Source organism: Microbacterium sp. NPDC088619 (assembly GCF_044752825.1).
Lineage (GTDB): Bacteria > Actinomycetota > Actinomycetes > Actinomycetales > Microbacteriaceae > Microbacterium.
The window spans coordinates 1,801,861-1,822,615 of record NZ_JBIVLZ010000001.1 but is presented as its reverse complement, the minus strand read 5'-3'; the positions used below and the strand labels follow the sequence as shown (position 1 = coordinate 1,822,615).

Below are 20,755 nucleotides of genomic sequence, written 5' to 3'. Positions count from 1 at the left end.
GGAGGGGCCGCGGCGAGAGCCGTACACGGTCGATAGGGTTCAGGTATGTCAGTCGAAACGGTAGAACGGCGTCGGATCGTTCTTCAGAGCGAGGACCGTCGCTTCGACCTCTCGCTTCCGTTCGATGAGACCCTCGACGACGCGCTGATCCTCAGCGGACTGTCGACGGCCGATCGTTTCGTGACGATCGGTCCCGGCGGGTTCGAGGTCCCCGGCGATACCGAGTGCGAGGACCTCGTCGACGGTGGCCTCTACGCGCTCATCGACCGCACGGCGCTGGCGCCGCAGGCCCGGCCCGCGGTCGTGGACACGCGAACCTCGCGCGCAGACCACGGTGCCCGATGGTGGATGCTCGCGGTCAGCGGGCTGCTGCTCGTCGCGGTCTTCGCGCAAGGTGCCGGAGATCCGCTGCTCAGACTCCTGACCGGTCTCTTCCTCGTGCTCGGCGCAGTCAGCGGAGCGGTGGCGTGGTCGCGCCGGGACTCGGCGGCAGGGGTGCGCGGCATCCTCGGCGTCCTCGCCCCGGTGCTCCTGTCGTTCGCCGCAGGTGCTCTCCTGATCCCGGCCGAACTCGACGCGAGTGCGCACCTCTCCACGGCCTCGGGTTTTCTCGCCGCCGGCATCACCACCGCAGTCATCGCCGTCTCGGCCCGAGCTCGTCCGATGAGGGCGGCGGCCGGCACAGCGACCGTGCTCCTCGTCGGCCTCGCCGCGGTGTGGGGTCTCGCGCTGCTGCTGCGCTGGGGGCCGGCGGAGGCCGCGGCCATCTCGCTCGGACTCGTGCCGCTCGGGCTCCGAGCGCTGCCGAGCAGTCTGGTGAACCTCCCGGAGGGGTATTTCATCGACTACAAGCACTTCATGACCAGCCGCTGGACGGTCCGAGGAGCCATTCCCGAATCCGTAGGTCTGCTGCGGCCCGAGCGCATCATCGCCGTCGTCGACGACTCGTCGGCACGTCTCATCGCCGGAACGGCAGTGCTCAGCAGCGTCGCCGCGCTGATGACCCCCATCGCGTTCCTGCGTGCGTGGCCGGACGACCCCTTCGTGATCTCCGGTGGCATCGCACTTCTCGTCTGCGTCGGCCTCGCCCTGCTGCTGACGCCCAGACACACGACCTCGCGCATCCTCCGCTGGCTTCCCCGTGCGGCTGCCGCCGTCGTGTTCATGGTCGCCGGTCTGCAGGCATCCGCGGCCCTGGGCACCGGCTTCCAGGTGTTCGGTGCACTCGTGCTGTTCGCCGTCGGACTCACCGCGGTCGCGGTCATCATCCCCGTCTCACGCGGCGCGAGCTCGCTCGTCTGGTCGCGCTTCGGAGACGCGTTCGAATGGCTCGCCGTCGCGCTCGCCCTTCCGGCGGCGCTCCTCTATGCGAATGCGCTGTCTCTCGTTCGTGGAATGATGGCGGGATGAGCGGGAACGGCGAACCACAGCCCCGGCCGGGCGGTGGCACCATCCCACCCGTGCATCCGGGACCCAGCCAGCCGGGGGAGATCCCTGCGCTGCCGCCGGCGTTGATCGCTGCACCGCCCGGGGTCGACGGCGCACCGCTCAGATCCGGATCCACACCTCCGACGCCCACGCCGATCGTCCCGGCGCGCTCCAGAACGAGACGTCCCTCCGACGGGCTCGGCCCGGCCTTCATCGGCGCTCCCGCGGGGACCGGAGCGCGGATCGCCGCCTTCACGCTCGATGCCGCGGCGGTGATCCTCGCCGCGGCGATCGTCCTCATCGCGACCCGCAGCATGCTGCTCGCAGGGCTCACAGTCGCCGAGCTCGCGATCTTCCTGTGCGTGCTCGAAGCACGCACCGGCCTCACCCTCGGCAACGCCGTGCTGCGCCTGCGCGCCGCGCGCGGCGACCGGCCCTACTCGCCGGGAGTCGGACGCCAGTTCGTGCGCGCGATCATCACCGGCGCCGGTTTCGTGGTCGCGGTCGGCAGCTGGGTCGTCGTCGCGTCGAGCGCGTGGGATCGCGGCGGTCGCCGTCAGTCCTGGGCCGATCGCGTGGCCGGCACCGTCGTGGTCGCTGTCCCGCCCCGTGCAGCCGCGGAAGCGCCGCCGACGGTCTCCGTCGACGAGGCCGCCGTCCCACTGGCTCCTCCGCAGGTCGTGCCCCTCGGTGAGCACTCCTCCGTCGTCGACGAGGACTCCGAGCCGACCGACGCCCGCGCCGCGTCGCACCGCACCGAGACGCCCGCACCCGTCGCGCAGGCCGGCGACGACAGGCCGCTCTTCACCGTCGCACCGGCGGCAGCACAGCAGTCGGATGCCGCGGCCCCCGCATCCGAGTCCGGAGCGCTTCTCCTGATCTTCGACACCGGGCAGCGCGTGCAGCTCGGGCTGCCGCTCGCGGCAAACCTCGGACGCGCGCCGGCGGCCAGCGTCCACGACGACCGACTCGTGATCGTGACCGATCCCGACTCCTCGGTGTCGAAGACGCACCTGCGTCTCGAGCATTCGCGCGGACGCACCTGGGTCACCGATTTCGGATCCACCAACGGCTCCGACATCCGATCGGACGACGGGCAGACGACCGAGCTCGTCGCCGGTGAGCGCGTCCTGCTCGACGACGCCGATCGCGTCAGGATCGGCAACCGCAGCTTCACCATCAGCCTTCTGCTGGCCACCGACAGCAGCGCCGGAGAGAGAGCATGACAGGACCCCGTCTCGCGCCGCCCCGCGTCCCCTCCGGAAAGCTCCCCGTTCAGGCGCCGCCCGAGCTGCAGCCCAACGACGGCGGCATGGGCATCCTCGGATCCCTGCTCCCGATGCTGGGCAGCGTGGGTGCGATCGTCATGGTCACGATGTCGAACCAGTCGGTGACGGGTCTGCTCACCGGCGGCATGTTCCTGCTGTCGTCCCTCGGGTTCGTCGCCGTGAACGGCTGGCGCCAGCGGTCGCAGCGACAGGCGGCCACGCTCGGCGAGCGTCGCGAGTACCTCGCGTACCTGACCGAGCTGCGCCAGACCGTGCGGGTCGCGGCCCGCCAGCAGCGCCGCGCCGCGAACTGGCATCTTCCGGCACCTTCGGCCTTGCCGTACATCGCCGAGGAGCGCACCAGGGTGTGGGAGCGCGGCATGAACGACCCCGACTTCCTGTCGGTGCGCGTCGGCACGAGCGACCAGCCGCTGTGCATCTCGCTCGAGGCGCCGGAGCTGCCGCCGCTGGCGCAGCTCGACCCGGTCGCCGCCTCCGCCGCGCATCGCTTCATGCTGACGCACGAGATCCAGAAGAACCTCTCGCTCGGCATCACGCTGCGCGACTACGCCCGCGTCGAGATCACGGGAGACGAGACCGAGTCCCGCGGTCTCGCGCGCGCCATGCTGCTGCACCTCGCGACCATGCACGACCCCGACACGGTGCAGATCGTGATCGCCGCTGACGCTGGCGTCCTGCCGCAGTGGGAATGGGCCAAGTGGATGCCGCACACGCATTCGCGCACGGTCAGAGACGGTCTCGGTGCCGCACGCATGATCGGCTCGCAGCTGTCTGAGCTCGAGGACATGCTCCCCGCCGAGGTGCGGGAGAGGCCGCGCTTCGCCCGCGACGGGTCCGGCGCCAAGGTGCCGCACATCGTGATCCTGACGGATGGCGTCACGAACTCTTTCAACGACGTGCTCGTGAGCGGCGACGGCGTGCAGGGCGTGACCGTGATCGACCTGCCTTCCCGGTGGGGCGATCTCGACGACCCCAATGCCCTGCGCATCGCGTTCGCGCCCGGAGACAAGGGCAGCCGCGCCGAACTCGTGAGCCTGCAGGTGCCCGCGCGCCCCTTCGAGGCCGACGCGATCAGCATCGTCGAGGCTGAGGCGACCGCCCGGCGACTCATCGCGCTCTACTCCGGCGGCACGACGATCACGAAGAAGAAGAGCGCGACCGATCAGGCTGAGCTCGTCGAACTGCTCGGCCTCCCCGATGTCCGTGATCTCGACCTCGACGCGGCCTGGTCGCCTCGTCTCGAGCGCGATCGACTGCGGGTGCCGATCGGACAGACGGAAGACGGCAGCCCGCTGATCCTCGACATCAAGGAATCCGCTCAGCAGGGTATGGGCCCGCACGGCCTCATCATCGGTGCGACCGGTTCGGGAAAGTCCGAGGTCCTGCGCACGCTGGTGCTCGCGCTCGCGATGACGCATTCGCCCGAACAGCTCAACTTCGTGCTCGTCGACTTCAAGGGCGGTGCCACGTTCGCGGGCATGGCCGACATGCCGCACGTGTCGGCGATCATCACGAACCTCGGCGAGGAGATCTCGCTCGTCGACCGCATGCAGGATGCATTGCAGGGCGAGATGGTGCGCCGTCAGGAACTGCTCCGGGCGACCGGACCGTTCGCCAACGTCGCCGACTACGAGAAGGCCCGCCGCGGGGGCCGCACCGACCTCGCTCCGCTTCCCGCACTCCTCATCGTCGCCGACGAGTTCTCCGAGCTGCTGTCCGCCAAGCCCGAGTTCGTCGACACCTTCGTGAACATCGGCCGGCTCGGTCGTTCGCTTCAGGTGCACCTGCTGCTCTCCTCTCAGCGACTGGAAGAGGGCAAGCTCCGCGGGCTCGACACCCACCTGTCGTATCGGATCGGCCTGCGCACATTCTCCGCCGCCGAGTCCCGCACCGTGCTCGGAGTCCCCGACGCCTACCACCTGCCCACGCAGCCGGGTGCCGGAATCCTGAAGTCCGACACCGAGACCATGACGCAGTTCCGAGCCGCCTACGTGTCAGGGCCCCCGCCCCGCCGTCGGCGCCGCGCGGCATCAGGCTCTGCGCAGAGCACGGGTTCGACCGCCGTCGAGCTCTTCACCGCCGCTCCGGTGTGGCGGGCTGAGACGACGGTCGAGGAGCCCGAGGTCGTCGTCGACGCCGAGCCGGAAGAGAAGCGCAACACCTTCGAGATCGCCGTCGAGATGATGAGCGGACGAGGGCCGGCGGCCCACCAGGTCTGGTTGCCGCCGCTCGAGACTCCGGCGACCCTCGATCAGCTGTTCGGCGATCTCGTCGAAGATCCCGCACTCGGACTCATCTCCCCGCGGTGGAGAAGTGCCGGAGCCCTCACCGTGCCCCTCGGAATCGTCGACGTGCCGCTCGAGCAGCGCCGCGAGAACCTCGCGATCTCGCTCGGAGGCGCAGCCGGTCACATGGCGATCGTCGGAGCGCCGCTCAGCGGCAAGAGCACCCTCGCCCGCACCGCGCTGGTCGCGCTAGCTCTCACGCACACGCCGCAGGAGGTGCAGTTCTTCGTCATCGACTTCGGTGGCGGCAGCTTCACGGGTCTGCAGCGGTTCACGCACATCAGCGGCGTGGCCACGCGCTCGGAGCCCGACATCGTGCGACGCACGGTCGCCGAGGTCACGAGCCTGCTCAACGCGCGCGAGGTGTACTTCCGCCAGAACGGCATCGACTCTATCGACACCTACCGGCAGCGGCGCGCCCAGGGGCTCGCCGATGACGGGTACGGCGACATCTTCCTCATGGTCGACGGCTGGGGAACCCTGCGCGCGGAATTCGAGATGCTCGAACCGCAGATCCAGGCCATCGCCGCGCGGGGACTCACCTACGGCGTGCACATCGTCATCACGGCATCGCGCTGGATGGAGGTCCGCGCCAACATCAAGGACCTCATCGGCACCCGCATCGAGCTTCGGCTCGGCGACCCGACGGACTCCGAGGTCAACCGCAAGGCGGCCGAGAACGTCACGGCGCTCCCCGGTCGCGGTCTCAACGAGAACGGTCTGCAGATGCTCACGGCGCTGCCGCGCATCGACGGCGTCGACGACGGCTCCTCGCTCGCCGACGGCATCGACGATCTCGTCACCCGTGTGGCATCCGCGTGGCACGGCCCCGCGGGACCGAAGCTGCGCCTGCTGCCCTCGCGCATCAGCCACGCCGACCTCCGGGCAGTGGCCGCTGCCGCGACGGCGGACGGCTCGGAGCCGCGGGAGATCCTGCTCGGCATCGACGAGGCGAACCTCGCGCCGTTCTCGATCGACCCGCTCGAAGAGCCTCTGCTCTACCTCTACGGCGACGCGGACTCGGGCAAGTCGTCGATGCTCCGTGGCGTGGTGCACGAGATCACGCGTCTCTACGGTCCGTCCGAGGCGAAGATCTTCGTCGTCGACTACCGCCGTGCGCTGCTGGGCGAGATCCCGCAGGAGTACCTCGGCGCCTATCTCACCTCGCACGAGATGACCGAAGGCGGGATGAGCGAGCTCGCCCAGTTCTTCCAGAGCCGCATCCCCGGTCGGGACGTCACCCCCGACCAGCTGCGCTCGCGGTCGTGGTGGAAGGGTGCAGAGGGCTTCGTGCTGATCGACGACTACGACCTCGTGTCGACGTCGCAGGGCAACCCCGTCGCGGTGCTCGCCCCGCTGCTCGCGCAGGCGGCAGACCTCGGTCTGCACGTGATCCTCACGCGTCGCACCGGTGGCGCGAGCCGTGCCGCCTATGACCCGATCATCCAGCGCATGACCGACCTGGGCGCCACCGGCATCCTTCTCTCGGGGAGCCCCGAGGAGGGGCAGCTGATCGGCAAGGTCAAGGCGATCCCAGCGATCCCCGGCCGAGCCCAGATCGTCAGCCGCGACCGCGGCCTCGTCGCCGCGCAGCTGCTGTGGGTGCCGCCGAACTATCAGTGACGGACGGGGGCGTAGACGGGCGCCAGGCGATCCTGGTGCCCGCCACGTCGGAGGCTGGGCCCAGCCGCGATCGACGACCGTGCCGCCGAGCCGAGCCGAGCCGAGCCGGACGTCAGCGTATGACGCCAGCGCGTGACGTCAGCGTGTGGCGTCTGCGAGGTGGCGTGCGTCGTGGCTCAGCACCTTGACGATGATGCCGTGGCGACGCAGTTCCTTGGCGGTGCGCGCGCCCTCTTCGGCGTCACGGCCCAGAGCATTGATGTTGGCCACGACGAGGACATCGCCGGTCTTCAGCGTGCTGATCAGGCGCGACAGCCGATCGCTCCAGCTCTCGAGGATGTCGGGAGCGGGGTGGCGGAACCCCTCGATCGGCACCCCGAATCGAGTGAGATCATCGCGCTGCTCGACCACCGAGGGCATGCCCTCGCGGGAGACCACGAGTCCGACCAGGCGTGAGCCGTCGGGTCGCGCGAGCCAGAAGTTCCGGTTCTGCTGCAGTTCGGTGAAGCACTTGGGGCACTCCGCGGCCGCGTGCGGCAGATGCAGCGGACTCGTCAGGGCCTCGTCGACGGATGCCGTCGCCTTCATCGGATCGATCGTCTCGCTCATCGCGCACCTCCGGCATCCATTCTGCCCTGATCGGCGCCCGCGCGGTGACCTTTCAGAGCATCCCGAGGGACCGGACCGTCTCGCGTTCCTCGACGAGCTCGGCCACGGAGGCGTCGATGCGCGCTCGTGCCCAGTCGCTGATCTCGAGGCCCTCGACGATCTGCCATTCTCCCTCGACCGACCGCACGGGGAACGACGAGATCAGGCCGGCCGGGACGCCGTACTCGCCGTGCGAGACGACCCCGGCCGAGGTCCAGTCGTCGGTGCCGTGCACCCAGTCGCGCACGTGCTCGATCGTGGCGTTGGCGGCGGACGCCACGGACGACGAGCCGCGCACCTGGATGATCTCCGCTCCGCGCTTCGCGACCCGCGGGATGAAGGCGTTCTCGAGCCAGGCGGGCACATCGCCGACGATGGCCTCGAGCGCGTCTGCGACCGGCCTGCCGCCCACGGTCGCATGCGAGACGTCGGGGAACTGCGTCGCCGAGTGGTTGCCCCAGATGGGCACACGACGAACAGTGTCGACCGGCGCCGCGAGCGCCTGCGCCAACTGCGCCCTGGCGCGATTCTCGTCGAGTCGGGTGAGAGCGGTGAATCGCTCTGCAGGGACGCCGTCCGCCGAGGCCGCGGCGATCAGCGCATTCGTGTTCGCGGGGTTGCCGACGACGGTGACGCGCACGCCGGCAGCGGCATGCGCCGCGATCGCGGCGCCCTGCGGGCCGAAGATCCCGGCGTTGGCCGCGAGCAGGTCGCCCCGCTCCATCCCGGGGCCCCGGGGGCGAGCGCCGACGAGCAGCGCGAGGGCGCACCCGTCGAACCCGACGGAGGGTTCGTCCGTCACCTCGACGTGCTCGAGCAGGCCGAAGGCGCCGTCCTGCAGCTCGAGGGCCGCTCCCTCGGCGGCACCGAGCCCCTGCGGGATCTCCAGCAGCCGCAGTCGCACCTTCTCGTCGGGGCCGAGAAGATCTCCGGCGGCGATCCTGAAGAGCAGTGCGTAGCCGATCTGTCCGCCTGCACCCGTGAGCGTGATGGTGGTGGTCATGCCTCGAGCCTACGACGGTGTGAACCCCGGGTGCAGAGTACCCTCGTGGCATGACCTTCAACCCTGACGCGGATGTCTCCGGCAACACCGCCCGCCGTCGCGGCCGCGGCGCCGTCGTCGCCGGAGCGGGCGGTGTCGGCCTGCTCGGCATCATCGCTCTGATCGCCGGCCCCCTGCTGGGCATCGACCTGACCGGCCTCCTGGGCGGCGGCGCGACGGGTGGCGGATCTGAGCCCGAGGGCGGCAGCGTGATCGAGAACTGCCTCACCGGCGAAGACGCGAACGAGAACGTCGATTGCCGAGTGGCGGCCTCGCAGCTCGCGCTCGACGGCTACTGGGAGGACTACATCGACCCCTATCGGCCGCCGCAGCTGATCATCGTCGACGGAGCCACCTCGACCTCGTGCGGCACCGCGTCGAACGCCGTCGGTCCGTTCTACTGCCCGCCCGATGAGACGGTCTACATCGACCCCACGTTCTTCGACCTCATGCAGCAGCAGTTCGGGGCGTCCGCCGGCGATCTCGCTCAGCTCTACATCGTGGGCCACGAGTGGGGGCACCACATCCAGTACATCACCGGCGTGATGGATCAGTATCCGAACAACGGCACCGGCCCCGACAGCAACGGCGTGCGCATCGAGCTGCAGGCCGACTGCTATGCGGGTTCGTGGATCGGTCAGATGACGAAGGAGAAGGACCCGGACGGGGTCCCCTACCTCTTGACGCCGACCGAGGCTGAGATCACAGACGCCCTGAACGCCGCGAACACGGTCGGCGATGACAACATCCAGCAGCAGTCCTCCGGTGCGGTGAACCCCGAGAGCTTCACGCACGGCACGAGCGAGCAGCGCAAGTACTGGTTCGCGAACGGCTATCAGAACGGCCTCGATGTGTGCGCTGAGCCGCTCACGGCGGCTGCGGGAGACCTGTCGCCATGACCCTGGATGCGCTGTATCCGCCCATCGAACCGCACGAGACCGGCGAACTGCTCGTCGGCGACGGGCACCGCGTCTACTGGGAGGTCAGCGGCAACCCCGAGGGCAAGCCGGTGGTGTTCCTGCACGGCGGCCCAGGCAGCGGCACGTCGCCCTGGCAGCGACGGTTCTTCGACCCCGACGTGTACCGGATCGTGCTGCTCGATCAGCGCGGCTGCGGGCGCAGCAGCCCGCATGCGAGCGCTGCCGATGCAGACCTCCGCTTCGTCACCACGGCGCATCTGATCGCCGACCTCGAGCTGCTGCGCCGCAACCTCGGCGTCGAGCGGTGGCAGGTGTTCGGCGGGTCGTGGGGGAGCGCGCTCGCGCTCGCTTACGCGCAGGCGCACCCCGAGGCGGTCAGCGAGCTGATCCTGCGGGGCATCTTCACACTCCGACGTGCAGAGCTGGAGTGGTTCTACGAGGGTGGCGCTGCCGCGCTGTTCCCCGATCTCTGGGAGGAGTTCATCGCTCCCATCCCGGTGCTCGAGCGCTCGCACATGATCGACGCGTATCACCGGCGTCTGTTCGACCCCGACCCTGCCGTGCACGAGCCGGCGGCGATCGCCTGGTCGCGGTGGGAGGCCTCGACGGTCACGCTGCGCCCGGATGCCGCGCAGATCGAGGCGATGTCCGACCCGCGCACGGCCACCGCGTTCGCCCGCATCGAGAACCATTTCTTCGTGAACCGCGGCTGGTGGACCGAGGGGCAGCTGATCGACGGGGTCGACGGCATCCGCCACATCCCGACCGTGATCGTGCAGGGGCGCCATGACGTGTGCACGCCGATGATGACCGCGTGGGACCTGCACACCGCCTGGCCCGAGGCGGAGTTCGTCGTCGTCGACGATGCAGGGCATTCGGCGACCGAGCCCGGCATCCAGCGAGCACTGCGGGCCGCGACCGACCGCTTCGCCGGCTGACCTCGCGCGGCGGCCGAGCGCGCGTCAGGCGCGCAGCGCCGCCGTCAGAGTCTTCAGGAGCCCGATCGTGCCGCCGTTCGCACGGAATCGGGTGAGGCCCTCGCTCACTGCCGCGCCCGTCCGTGACGAGACGAACCACGGCGGCTTGGGCAGGATGGTGAGGCGCCCGCCGCCGTTGACGACCGGAAGCGAACGCGGGAACGGTCGGAAGGGACCGCGGATCACCGAGCGCTCGACGCGATCGAGCAGGAGCGCGTTGTGGACGACGCCGATGCCGCTGCCCACGTCGGCGATCGTGCTGCCGGGGAACGCTCCCCAGGTCATGGTCGGGGTGATGAAGCCGAAGGCTGTCCAGCCGTTGATCGCGATCGAGCCGTAGCGAAGCGCTGCGATGGAGCGGTCGAATCCCGCACCGAGCGTCTTCTCCGTCGACGGGTCGATCAGCAGGTTCGCGCCGAGCGTCCCCTGCAGCCGCTCGTTCGCATAGGTCACCGCCGCGTCGAGGAACTCCTGACCGGTGCCGGCGACCGCGACGACGCCCAGCACGGGCGCGAAGTACTCGGTGCTCTGCAGCGCTCTCGCGTCGTCGTCGTCGGAGACCTCGACCAGCAGCCGATCGCCGAGCACGAGGGCGTCGGGATACGCATCTGTCGCGAGGCGCATCCGCGAGGGCGAACCGGGGTACCAGATCGGCCGCTCCGGAGCATTCGCGTAGGCACGGCGGAGGGCGGCTCGGAAGTCGTCGGCCTGCGCCCAGTCCGACGACATGATGACGACCTGGCCGGCGATGCAGTTGTGCCCGCTGTTCTGCAGGCGCATGGTCGCGACGTGCTCGGCCTGGTACGTGAGATCGGCGTCGGTCCATTCGCCGGGAACGATGATGATGGGCGACACCCCGCCGAGCTCGGCAGTGATGGGCTTCTTCAGCTGCGGACGATTCTCACGGCGCCGCCGCGTGACCGCAGTCCCTGTGCCCCAGACGATGGCGTCGAAGGTCGCAGCCGACCCCGTGATGTGCACGTGCACGAGATCCGGGTGGCCGGTCAGGTAGGCGCCGACGTCGGGTCCGCCGCGCGTGATGCGCAGCAGCCCCGGGCCGATGAGCGGCGCGAGTGCTCGCTTGTAGACGGGCACGAGCGCGTCCTGTGTCGGGTTGACCTTGAGCAGCGCCGTGCGATTGTGCGCGAGCAGCTCGTAGAGCACATCGAGCACGGGGATCGAGGTGATGTTGCCGGCGCCGAGCACCAGGCCCACGCCCCCTGAGTCCGACGGGGTGCGCTGCGCGAGTCCGGCTGCGGCGCGCGCGCCGTGGGGAGTGACACCGGGTTCGAGCCAGACCTCTCCTGTGTACCCCGAGAGCAGGAACCTGTCGATGCCGGTGAGGGGGAAGGCGTGCACGCGCGTGCGCCCACCGGGAGCCCGGTCGATCGTGATCCCGTCCAGCGGATTGGTGCCGTTCGCGAGACGCGACAGCGTCTCGATGTAGGCATCGAGGGCGCCGAGCACGCTGTAGGGCCCGCTGAGCCATTCCTCTCCGCGCAGCGGATGCCGGCCGTCGAGGCCCTTCGACGCGGCTGCGGTGTCTGCCCAGTCCTCTGCGGCCGCGGCGACACTCGAGCGCACAGCTCGCAACAGGGTGACCCGCTGGGCGAGCGTCAGCGCAGACCACGTGCGGGTGCCGGTCTGGAGCTCGTCGATCGCGGTGTCGAGGCGATCGCGCTCGGCCTGTGCGAGCTCCGGGGTCGTCGTCGAAGCGGCAGGCGGTGTCGCAGAAGTCATCGGCGTCTCCTTCGGGCGGGTACCCAGCTTATGTCGCGCATTCCGGTCAGGCGTCGATGTCTGCGCGGCGAAGGCGGTAGCGGTGGAGCGTGAGCAGGCTCGCCCCCATCAGCAGCGCGGGCAGGAGGCTGAACGCGAGCACGATGCCCGTGATCGCGGCAGCCGGCTGCTGTGCGGTCGCGCCCGCGATGCTCGAGACGTATCCCGTCGCGGCCAGCGTGAGCGATACCGCGCTCGCTCCGAGCGCGAACCCGACGGTCTCTCCTGCCGTCCACACCCCCGTGAAGGTGCCGGCCTGGCCTCTTCCGCTGAGCCGCTCGTCGTGTGAGATGACATCGGGCAGCATCGCCATCGGCAGTGACTGCAGCCCTGCGTAGGCGATGCCCGCCAGCGCGATCGAGCCGTACATCCAGGTGCCGGGCGTCCAGACCGCGAGCACGAGAGATGCGGCGGCGATGAGGAAGATGATGCTCGCGAGGGCGAACGCCCTCTCCTTGCCCACGCGGCGGGCGATCACCGTCCAGCCCGGCGTCGCGAGCAGGGCGGGCCCGACGAGCGCCAGGAACACGAGTGTCACGGCATCTTCCGCGCGCAGCACCCACGTCGCGACGTACTGCGCGCCGGCGAGCATGGTCCCGGTGGCGAGGGCCTGCAGCAGGAAGGTGCCGAGGAGGGCGCGGAACGGCTGACTGCGCCGAAGGGTGCGCACGCCGGCGGCGTACTGCTCACGGAGTCCCGTCGGAGCGACCGCCGTCGGACGTTCGTCCGCGGCCATGTGGCGGGCGGCGGCATCCGCGGTCCGCGACGCGATGAGCATGCCGACGCCGATGACCACACCCGCGACCACGCCCATCAGCAGGTATCCCGTGACGGGGTCGGCGGTGGCGCCCCTCAGCTCGGGGCCGCCCGCACCGAAGAGCAGGATGGCTGCCGTGAGCACGACGACGCGCCACCCGAGCAGTCGGGTGCGCTCGTCGTATCCCGCGGTCAGCTCTGCGGGCAGCGCGACGTAGGGCACCTGGAACAGGCTGAAGGACGTCGCAGTGGCGAGGAACGCGAGGAGCACGCAGACGGCGCCGGCGGTGGGCCCCCAGGACGGGGGCACCGCGAAGGTGAGCGCGAAGAACACCGGAAGGGTGAGGGCGCCGACGACCATGAATCCTCGTCGCGAGCCCGTCCTCGCGTACTGGCGGTCCGAGGCCGCGCCGATCACCGGGTCGATGACGACGTCCCAAACCTTGGCTCCGGTGACGATGAGGCCGGCGGTGAGCGCTGCGACACCGAGGTTGTCGGTGAGGAAGTACGTCAGCACCAACCCGGGGAGGGTCGCGTATCCGCCTGTGCCGAGCGAGCCGATCGCGTAGAGGGCGACCGTGCGGGCGGACAGGCGGACGGATGCTTGCTCTGGCCGAGCCGCGGTGCTCATCGCGCCAGTGTATCGGTGCGCGAAGAGCCCCCTCAGGTCAGATGAGCGAGAGCTCTCGGAGCTTCGACTCGACGTCCGCGTTCGACGGCTCGACGTGGTGCGAGGAGTCGGGGTAGAGCACGACGGGGATGTTCATGCGGCCCGAGATCTCCTTCGCGATGTCGGCCGCGGAGGGGTCGGCGACGAGGTCGACGTAGGTGTACTCCACGCCGAGGGAGTCGAGCTGCTTCTTGGTGCGGATGCAGTCACGGCACCAGTCGGCGCCGAACACGGTGATCGCGGAGTCTGCAGGAGAAGTCATGTATCCAGCGTAAAGCCGCGCGGCTGGACGGGCGCCGAGATGAAGTCGGCACCGGTCGACCATTGCCTACTAAGGGTACCCTTACCTATACTCGGAGCATGAACAGCGCGTGCGAGCATCTCGAAGACCCCGACTGGGAGAACATCGAGGGGGTCGTGCTCATCGCGGGTGATTCGACTGATGCAGGAGCCATCGCCGCGATCGCAGCGCGGCTGCCCTGGGATGCCGAAGGGGTCATCCTTCTCGAGGCGGCTGCTCGCATCCAGTTCCGCCACATCGACGTGCCGGAAGGGGTGTCGGTGCGCTGGCTGCTGCGCGGCGACGGCAGCCGCCAGCACGCGAAGGGCGAGCGCCTCGCGAATGCCGTGCACTCGTGGTGCGTCGAGTGGACGTGTGCAGAACCCGCCCTGCAGTGGACGGTGTGGCTCGGCGCGCACACTCCGCCGCACGTGGCACGGATGGCGCGCAGCCTGCTCGGCGTCGCCAACTGACCACCGCCGCGGCGGTGTCGGTGCTCGGGATCAGCGCGACGCGAGCACCGGAGTGCCGCCGACGGTGGCGCCGGCGCTGATCGCATCGAGCGCGCGACGAAGAGACGAGCTCGACGTGTGGGCCGTGTACGGGAAGTACACGACCTCGACCCCCACCTCCGAGAACTCCCGCTCGAGCCGCAGGCCCTTGTCGGTGCCACGCCAGTCGTCGCCCTTGAAGAAGTGCGTGAACTGCACGTCTCGCCACGAGTCCATCTTCGACGGAGTGGTCTCGACATAGACATCGTCGACGAACGAGATGTGACGGACGATCTCCGCCCGCTCAGCGGTCGGGATGACGGGCTCGATGCCCTTCACCTGCCGCAGCATCTCATCGCTGACGACACCGGCGACGAGGACGTCGCAGTGCTGCTTGGCGTGACGAAGAAGATTCAGATGCCCGACGTGAAACAGGTCGAAAGCACCCACGGCATAGCCGATGCGCGTCCCCATGATCTCCCCAGATCAGTAATTCCCCAGAGGCGGATCCCCATCCGCCAGCGACTCCCACAGCCGCATCCCGTCACTCTAGCAGGTCACCGTTTCCCCACGCATAGGAACACGTGGAACTATGGAGTCCGCAGAGGTGCCGGCAGGCGAAGGGGGGTCGCACAGTGGGGACATCGGTCACCGTCATCGTGCCGACCTTCAACGAGCGTGAGAACGTCGCCGAGCTCGTGGCCCGCACCGCTGCCGCGCTCGCCGCATACGACGCCGAGATCATCTTCGTCGACGACAGCACCGACAGCACGGCCGCCGAGGTCGAACGCGTGGCTGCCGACGCCCCGCTGCCGGTCAGGGTCATCCACCGCACCGACAACACCGGCGGACTCGGGGGAGCGGTCGTGGTGGGGCTCGAGGCCGCGGCATCCGATCTCTGCATCGTCATGGACGGCGACCTGCAGCATCCGCCCGAGCTGCTTCCTGCGCTGCTGCGCCGGCATGACGAGGGCGATGCCGATGTCGTGGCCGCCTCGCGCTACATCGGCGGCGGCGATACGAGCGGTCTCGGGACCGCCGTGCGATTCGGAGTGTCACGGTCGGCCACCTGGCTGACGCGCGCGATGTTCCCGATCCGTCTCGCCCGCAGCACCGATCCGATGACCGGATTCTTCCTGGTCGACCGTACGCGCCTGGACCTCTCCGACCTCAAGCCGCAGGGCTTCAAGATCCTGCTCGAGATCCTCGCCCGCACCGATCTGCGCATCGCCGAGGTGCCGATGGAGTTCGGCGAGCGCCGCCACGGAACCTCCAAGGCGAGCATGCGTCAGGGGGTGACCTTCGTCGCGCATTTGGCCAGACTGCGATTCGGCAAGATGTCGCTCTTCGCGATGATCGGTGTGATCGGAGCGGTCGCCAACCTCGGCATCATGTGGCTGCTGACCCTGGCCGGGGTGCCCTATATCTGGGCGGCGATCATCGGCGCCGAGGTCACCATCATCGGCAACTTCATCCTGCAGGAGCGATTCGTCTTCGCCGACATGCGCACCGATGCGCGTGGACTGGGCGGTCGCTTCGCGGCGTCGTTCACCTTCAACAACGCCGAGGCAGCGCTGCGGATCCCGGTGATGGCGCTGATGGTCGAGACCTGGCACATCTCGAGTGTTCTCGCGACGGGGCTGTCGCTCATCGTCGCGTTCTTCGCGCGCTTCCTCTTCCACTCGCTGTTCGTATATGCGCCGAAACGTCGAGCGAAGACTGATGTGACGGCGGGCGAACCGAAGCCGGACACCGCGACATTGCGCATCATCCGGGCGATCGACGCCGAGGCGATGAAGCCCGGCGAGCTCTGAGGCCCGTCGCGTCCGATCAACGCGGAGTGCGGAAGGACTGCGCGGTGGACCCGGATTCGCGGTCCGTTCGTGCATGCGAGGATGTCTGGCGGGGAGGCGAGATGAAACGCAAGGCTCTGGGGGCCGTGATCGCACAGGCGGCGCAGGCGGGGATAGGCCTGCTTCTGCAGATCCTCGTGGCACGACTGCTCGGGATCGACGAGTACGGGCGCTTCGCGATCCTGTACGGGGTCGTGATCGTCGCGACGGCCGTCGTGACGGGGCTCATCGGCGACTCGCTCGTCGTGCTGGAGCGTTCGCAGCGCGCGATCAGAGCCGGTCTTCAGGCGATGCTGCTCGTGACGTCGGCGGTGCTCGCGACGGGTGCGTTCCTGATCGCCTGGCTCACGGGCTTCTCGGATGCCCTCGAGGCGGCGCTGTTCGCTGTCGCCCTCGCCGCATTCGCCGTCGAGGAGATCGTGCGGCGGCTTCTGATCGCTCACATGTCGTTCGTGCGCACCGCCGTCACCGATCTCTCGGGATTCGTCGTCGCTCTCGCGATCGTCCTCATCGTGAACGCGACCGGCACGCTCTCGCTGGGGGTGTTCCTCGCGGGCATCGCTGCCGGGCAGATCGTCGCGACACTCGTCGGCTGGGTGCTCGTGCCCCGCTCCGACCGGCATCTCGTCGGACTCCGCGGCGCCGCGATCGCCCCTGTCTGGCGTTATGGCATGTGGCGCGGACTGCAGCAGGTGCTGCGCCCCAGCCTGTTCACGGTGCTGCGCCTCCTGGTGCTCGCGGGGGCGGGCCTCACCGCGGTGGGCCTGCTCGAAGCTGCGCGCACGTACACATCGCCGCTGATCCTGGTGATCGGCGGGCTGTCGTCGTTCCTCTTCGTGCGCTTCGCCGACCAGCACAAGGCAGGCAGAGGAGGTTCCGTCCGAGAAGCGGACCGCGTCGTGGGCTTCCTCCTGATCGGGACCGTGCTGATGAGCGTCGTCGCCGTGGTGCTGGTTCCCTGGGTCAGTCCGCTTCTCTTCGACGTCGAGGTCGATCCGCTCGCGGTGGTCGCCTGGCTCGCATACGGGATGTCCGTCGCGATCGTCACCCCGTACGGCGCACTGGGAGCCGTCGGAGGCAAGCAGGTGGCGGTCTTCCTGATCCGCCTCTCGGACACCGTCCTCGCGATCATCGCGGTGATCGCGATGATCGCGTGGGGTGCGGAGCCGTCGATGCTCCCGTTCGCACTCGCGGTGGCCTCGATGCTCGGCGGCCTGGGGCTGCGGTGGCTCGTCGTCGCCGATGGCCGGGCCGAGGGGCCGTCGCGGTAACAGATGGCCGCGGGGCGAATGGTAGGTTTAGGCCCTGTCTTCGACTGAGGGGGTTGGCGATGGAAGATGTTCCTTACGGACGTATTCTGCGCGAGGGATGGGTTGTCATCGTCGTGCTCGCGGTGTTCGGGGCCGGCATGGGGTGGCTCGTCACCAAGATGCTTCCAGAGACCTATGCGGCGACCTCGACGCTCCTGTTGCGCGTCGATTCGACCGAGGCGTCGCTGTTCGAGCGCAACCAGTTCAGCCTGGCGCGCATCAAGTCGTATCCGCCGCTGGTCGACAGCCCCGAGGTCATCGATGCCGTACGCGACGACCTCGACCTCGACGACGACGAGTACCCCGACCGCGACATCCGACGGATGCTCTCGGCCGAGAACACGGCAGACACCGTGCTGCTCGTGGTCCGCGCCGACGCGCCGACCGCTCAGCTCGCCACGGACATCGCCAACTCGGCCGCGACCCACCTGTCGGAGTTGATCGGCGAGACCGAGAACGACGAGGATGACGCGCGCTACACCGTGGCGCTCGATCAGGTGCTGCCGGCGGTCGCACCGCTTGCTCCGATCTCGCCACAGGTGACGGCGATCACAGGCCTCGGCGGCATCGCGGGGCTCGCGCTCGGAGCGATCGTCGCCGTGTACCGCACCACGACCAACCGGCGTCTGCGCACGATCTCGGACGTGCGGCGCTCGTCCGGTCTTCCTGTCATCGGGCAGATTCCGCGGCGCAGTCGTCTGCACCCGGACTCGAACTCCGGAGCGGCCGTCGCATACGAGGAAGCGGCAGGAAACCTCGTCGCGCTCGCCGGAGGCGGCGTTCGCACACACGTGGTGGTCCCGGCCTCGAGTGACGCGATGGACGACGACGCGGTCATGGGGATGCTCGAGGCCCAGCGGCTGATCGGTGCGACCGCCTGTGTCGTCGACACGAGAGAGTCGCACGTGAAGGGTCGGGGTCACACGCTCAACGAGGTGCTCGATGGCGAGTCGATCTCGACCGGTGACGAGGCCGACGCGGTATTCGTGGCCGACGATCCCATCCCGCTCGAGAAGCTGGTCTCGGAGCTTCCCGACGTCATCACGGCCATGCACGAGGACTTCGATGTGGTGGTCGTCCTGTGCGATCCTGGGGCGTCGGCGCTCATCGAGAGACTGGTGGGTCCGGGGGCCGGCGTCATCATCAATGTGAAGCACAATTCCACGTCCGCGACCGATCTGGTGGCCGTCACGACGCGTCTGCGGGTCATGGGCGTGCGCCCCGTGGGTGTGGTGATGCTGCACACGGGTTCGAGGTCCCTCGGCTCCATCGCCGAGTCATGGCGGGTCTCCGACCGTGATCCGGTTCTCGCGGGCGCCGGAGGCTCGCATGCCCGCTCTGACTGACACCCGTCGCCAACCTCGGCAGCAGTCCGCCCACCACCCGAGCACCGCACGGGTGGCGGCCGTGGGCGCTCTCTACGCGTTGATCATCGTCAGCGTGATCCCGTGGCGAAGCGCGACGATCTACTCCGGCGGTGCCGACGGGGTGGTGGTCGCCAAGGCGTTCATCGCTGTTCTCGCGTTCGCCGCCACTCTCGCCCTGGCCGCGCGGACGCGTGAGCGGGTGGCCGTCGGAATCGCGCCTGCCGGCGTGATCACGCTCGCTCTGCTGGTGAGTGTGCTGGGGTCGGTGCTCGCCGGCAACGACTCCGCGACGATCATCCTCGTCGGCAGGATGTTCCTGGTGATGGCCACGATCCTCTTCCTGCTCACCACCGTCCCCTGGGTGACGAGCATCGCGTGCCTCCTGGCGGCTATGGCCGCTGTGGCGGTCGTGGCTGCCGTCACGGGGCTGCCGACCCTCGCGGCGAGTGGTCGCCTCGGGGGAGGCATCCCCGAGATCCATCCGAACGAGCTCGCCGGACTCGTGGCCGCGCCGATCATCGGACTGGTGATCCTGATACTGCGCAACGGCGTGCGGATGTGGCGTCTCCTCGCCGCGGTCGTGCTGGTGGGGATCGCCGTGGCCAGCGGATCGCGGACCGGGCTGCTCGCGATCGTCGTCGGAATCGGCGTCGCCGTTCTGGTCAACGGGATCCGCGACCGCAGCGTGCTCTATCTGCTTCTCGGAGCCCTGCCGCTCGGGTACGCCATCGGCTCGTTCACCGACGTGTTCGGCAGCCTGGCCACGAGAGCGGGGTCGAACGACACGTCCACCGCGCTCGACTCGCGCTTCGATGTGTGGAGGGTGGTGCTCGGCTGGGACTGGGGTGAATGGCAGAAGTGGATCGGCATCGGACTCTCGGCCAAGAAGATCCCCGTCGACATCAAGTGGCGTGACGAGCAGGTGCTCGACAGCAGCTGGGCTTCGCTGCTCGCCCAGACCGGGCTCATCGGCACGGCGCTGATCGGGGCGCTCATCGTGTGGTGCGTGGCGAGTGCGCTGATCTCGTCACGACGTCGTTGGCTCATCATGCCGTTGCTGACTCTGGTCATCATCCGTTCCGTCACGGAGAGCGGTCTGATCGACAGCGCGACGGCCTTCATCCTGTTCTTCGTGGTGACCTCGCTGCTCACTCACCGGTCCCGACACGCGGACGACCCGGTCGGTCCCGAATTCGACAGGGTCGATGGGCGCAGGTCGAGACAGGCTAGTCTCACCTAGAACATCGGTATATTCGTGTCATCGACACGGAGGATCGGTGCGCGGAGGAGGGGACCAGTGACTGAGTCGCTCACAGAGCCGCATCGTCGCATGGGCTGGCGAGGGTGGACCGTCGTCGGCGTGATCGCGGCGCTCCTCATCGGAGGAACGATCTGGGGCGTGCTGGCGAGCAGCAACTCCGGCCAGGCGCGACCGGGCGCTTCGGCATCCCCCGGCGCCACGAGCAGCCCGGGGCCGACCCCGACGCCTCAGCCCACCGAGTTCGAGACGCCGTCGCCTGGTTCCACCGATGCAGTCGCCAAGCCTGACAGCGGGGATGAGGTGCCGCTCGACGAGCCCGCGCCGGCCGTGCAGGGAGTCGTCGCAGAGGTCACCGCGCTCGAGGCCATCACTGCGGGCAGTGACATTCCTGGAGAGCCGAGCGGCCCGGCGATCCAGGTGACGGTGCGGCTGACCAACGATTCGGACGAGGCTGTCGACACCGCAGGGGCGAACGTCACCTTGACGTATGGCGGTGACGACCGACTTCCGGCCGCGGGCCTCACCGGAGCAGGCTCGTCGGTCTGGCCGGCATCGATCGCAGCCAGCGACAGCGCAGAAGCGATATTCCAGTTTGCCGTTCCCTCTTCTCCTGAGGGGGACCTGCGTGTTACCGTCGATATATTGGCATCTGCGCCAAACGTCATCTTCGTAGGCCCGCGACCCTAGGTCGTCCGCACCGAGCGACGTAATACTGGGGAATTATCGTTCGGCGCCAATGTAGGGGTTGTGCACGAACGGTCCATCATCTGGGGAGA

The 20,755-nt window shown here is 69.0% G+C and carries 17 protein-coding genes; 11 read left to right on the top strand and 6 right to left on the bottom strand.

The window, feature by feature from the left end; all coding sequences use genetic code 11:
- Positions 1-45: 45 nt before the first annotated feature.
- The 3 genes from ACIP5T_RS08940 to eccCa are packed head-to-tail and all read left to right on the top strand — an operon-like array spanning position 46 to position 6,625.
- Positions 46-1,410 carry a hypothetical protein gene (locus tag ACIP5T_RS08940; RefSeq protein ID WP_400862428.1) on the top strand — a complete coding sequence of 455 codons (1,365 nt, stop codon included), beginning with the start codon at positions 46-48 and terminating at the stop codon, positions 1,408-1,410.
- Positions 1,407-2,654 carry an FHA domain-containing protein gene (locus ACIP5T_RS08935; protein ID WP_400862426.1) on the top strand — a complete coding sequence of 416 codons (1,248 nt, stop codon included), beginning with the start codon at positions 1,407-1,409 and terminating at the stop codon, positions 2,652-2,654. Before ACIP5T_RS08940 ends, ACIP5T_RS08935 begins: the two co-directional genes overlap by 4 nt.
- Complete coding sequence (eccCa, locus tag ACIP5T_RS08930; protein ID WP_400862424.1) at positions 2,651-6,625, top strand: type VII secretion protein EccCa; 3,975 nt, start codon at positions 2,651-2,653, stop codon at positions 6,623-6,625. The genes ACIP5T_RS08935 and eccCa overlap by 4 nt, the downstream gene beginning before the upstream one ends.
- A gap of 138 nt (positions 6,626-6,763) precedes the next feature.
- Here eccCa and ACIP5T_RS08925 read toward each other — a convergent pair whose 3' ends face one another.
- Positions 6,764-7,234, bottom strand: coding sequence for a recombinase family protein (locus tag ACIP5T_RS08925; RefSeq protein WP_400862423.1), 471 nt, complete (start codon positions 7,232-7,234; stop codon positions 6,764-6,766).
- A gap of 52 nt (positions 7,235-7,286) precedes the next feature.
- Entirely contained in the window at positions 7,287-8,276 is a 990-nt protein-coding gene (locus ACIP5T_RS08920) for a malate dehydrogenase (protein ID WP_400862421.1), read from the bottom strand.
- A 50-nt stretch (positions 8,277-8,326) separates the two neighbouring features.
- Between ACIP5T_RS08920 and ACIP5T_RS08915 the strand changes: the two genes are divergently transcribed.
- A complete protein-coding gene (locus ACIP5T_RS08915) occupies positions 8,327-9,214 on the top strand; it encodes a neutral zinc metallopeptidase (RefSeq protein WP_400862420.1) in 888 nt (295 codons plus the stop codon).
- Complete coding sequence (gene pip, locus ACIP5T_RS08910) at positions 9,211-10,173, top strand: prolyl aminopeptidase (RefSeq protein WP_400862418.1); 963 nt, start codon at positions 9,211-9,213, stop codon at positions 10,171-10,173. Before ACIP5T_RS08915 ends, pip begins: the two co-directional genes overlap by 4 nt.
- A 24-nt stretch (positions 10,174-10,197) precedes the next feature.
- Here pip and ACIP5T_RS08905 read toward each other — a convergent pair whose 3' ends face one another.
- Genes ACIP5T_RS08905 through ACIP5T_RS08895 form a run of 3 tightly spaced genes read right to left on the bottom strand, consistent with a single transcriptional unit; the run spans position 10,198 to position 13,679 of the window.
- Positions 10,198-11,952, bottom strand: a complete 1,755-nt coding sequence (locus ACIP5T_RS08905; protein ID WP_400862416.1) for an aldehyde dehydrogenase family protein — start codon at positions 11,950-11,952, stop codon at positions 10,198-10,200.
- 46 nt (positions 11,953-11,998) lie between these two features.
- Positions 11,999-13,378, bottom strand: a complete 1,380-nt coding sequence (locus ACIP5T_RS08900; protein WP_400862414.1) for an MFS transporter — start codon at positions 13,376-13,378, stop codon at positions 11,999-12,001.
- 37 nt (positions 13,379-13,415) lie between these two features.
- A complete protein-coding gene (locus ACIP5T_RS08895) occupies positions 13,416-13,679 on the bottom strand; it encodes a glutaredoxin domain-containing protein (RefSeq protein WP_042542249.1) in 264 nt (87 codons plus the stop codon).
- Between the two features lie 98 nt (positions 13,680-13,777).
- On the opposite strand from ACIP5T_RS08895, the gene ACIP5T_RS08890 reads away from it, so the two are divergent.
- A complete protein-coding gene (locus ACIP5T_RS08890; protein ID WP_400862412.1) occupies positions 13,778-14,170 on the top strand; it encodes an SIP domain-containing protein in 393 nt (130 codons plus the stop codon).
- Between the two features lie 30 nt (positions 14,171-14,200).
- Here the strand turns inward: ACIP5T_RS08890 and ACIP5T_RS08885 are convergent, their stop codons facing one another.
- Positions 14,201-14,662, bottom strand: a complete 462-nt coding sequence (locus ACIP5T_RS08885) for an adenylyltransferase/cytidyltransferase family protein (RefSeq protein WP_400862410.1) — start codon at positions 14,660-14,662, stop codon at positions 14,201-14,203.
- A 161-nt stretch (positions 14,663-14,823) separates the two neighbouring features.
- On the opposite strand from ACIP5T_RS08885, the gene ACIP5T_RS08880 reads away from it, so the two are divergent.
- The 5 genes from ACIP5T_RS08880 (at position 14,824) to ACIP5T_RS08860 (ending at position 20,666) form a co-directional block, all read left to right on the top strand.
- Positions 14,824-16,002, top strand: coding sequence for a glycosyltransferase (locus tag ACIP5T_RS08880; protein ID WP_400862408.1), 1,179 nt, complete (start codon positions 14,824-14,826; stop codon positions 16,000-16,002).
- 101 nt (positions 16,003-16,103) lie between these two features.
- On the top strand, positions 16,104-17,312 hold the full coding sequence (locus tag ACIP5T_RS08875) for a hypothetical protein (protein WP_400862406.1): 1,209 nt from the start codon (positions 16,104-16,106) through the stop codon (positions 17,310-17,312).
- Between the two features lie 59 nt (positions 17,313-17,371).
- On the top strand, positions 17,372-18,697 hold the full coding sequence (locus ACIP5T_RS08870; RefSeq protein ID WP_400862404.1) for a hypothetical protein: 1,326 nt from the start codon (positions 17,372-17,374) through the stop codon (positions 18,695-18,697).
- A complete protein-coding gene (locus ACIP5T_RS08865) occupies positions 18,681-19,958 on the top strand; it encodes an O-antigen ligase family protein (protein ID WP_400862402.1) in 1,278 nt (425 codons plus the stop codon). Before ACIP5T_RS08870 ends, ACIP5T_RS08865 begins: the two co-directional genes overlap by 17 nt.
- Before the next feature lie 57 nt (positions 19,959-20,015).
- On the top strand, positions 20,016-20,666 hold the full coding sequence (locus ACIP5T_RS08860; RefSeq protein ID WP_400862400.1) for a hypothetical protein: 651 nt from the start codon (positions 20,016-20,018) through the stop codon (positions 20,664-20,666).
- The last annotated feature ends 89 nt before the right edge of the window (positions 20,667-20,755 follow it).

Bases quoted from the DNA above. Each gene is read 5' to 3' on its own strand.
- ACIP5T_RS08895 (WP_042542249.1), bottom strand. From the start codon at position 13,679: ATGACTTCTCCTGCAGACTCCGCGATCACCGTGTTCGGCGCCGACTGG.
- eccCa (WP_400862424.1), top strand. From the start codon at position 2,651: ATGACAGGACCCCGTCTCGCGCCGCCCCGCGTCCCCTCCGGAAAGCTC.
- ACIP5T_RS08905 (WP_400862416.1), bottom strand. From the start codon at position 11,952: ATGACTTCTGCGACACCGCCTGCCGCTTCGACGACGACCCCGGAGCTC.
- ACIP5T_RS08875 (WP_400862406.1), top strand. From the start codon at position 16,104: ATGAAACGCAAGGCTCTGGGGGCCGTGATCGCACAGGCGGCGCAGGCG.
- ACIP5T_RS08920 (WP_400862421.1), bottom strand. From the start codon at position 8,276: ATGACCACCACCATCACGCTCACGGGTGCAGGCGGACAGATCGGCTAC.
- pip (WP_400862418.1), top strand. From the start codon at position 9,211: ATGACCCTGGATGCGCTGTATCCGCCCATCGAACCGCACGAGACCGGC.
- ACIP5T_RS08885 (WP_400862410.1), bottom strand. From the start codon at position 14,662: ATGGGGACGCGCATCGGCTATGCCGTGGGTGCTTTCGACCTGTTTCAC.
- ACIP5T_RS08870 (WP_400862404.1), top strand. From the start codon at position 17,372: ATGGAAGATGTTCCTTACGGACGTATTCTGCGCGAGGGATGGGTTGTC.
- ACIP5T_RS08935 (WP_400862426.1), top strand. From the start codon at position 1,407: ATGAGCGGGAACGGCGAACCACAGCCCCGGCCGGGCGGTGGCACCATC.
- ACIP5T_RS08900 (WP_400862414.1), bottom strand. From the start codon at position 13,378: ATGAGCACCGCGGCTCGGCCAGAGCAAGCATCCGTCCGCCTGTCCGCC.
- ACIP5T_RS08865 (WP_400862402.1), top strand. From the start codon at position 18,681: ATGCCCGCTCTGACTGACACCCGTCGCCAACCTCGGCAGCAGTCCGCC.
- ACIP5T_RS08890 (WP_400862412.1), top strand. From the start codon at position 13,778: ATGAACAGCGCGTGCGAGCATCTCGAAGACCCCGACTGGGAGAACATC.
- ACIP5T_RS08925 (WP_400862423.1), bottom strand. From the start codon at position 7,234: ATGAGCGAGACGATCGATCCGATGAAGGCGACGGCATCCGTCGACGAG.
- ACIP5T_RS08915 (WP_400862420.1), top strand. From the start codon at position 8,327: ATGACCTTCAACCCTGACGCGGATGTCTCCGGCAACACCGCCCGCCGT.
- ACIP5T_RS08940 (WP_400862428.1), top strand. From the start codon at position 46: ATGTCAGTCGAAACGGTAGAACGGCGTCGGATCGTTCTTCAGAGCGAG.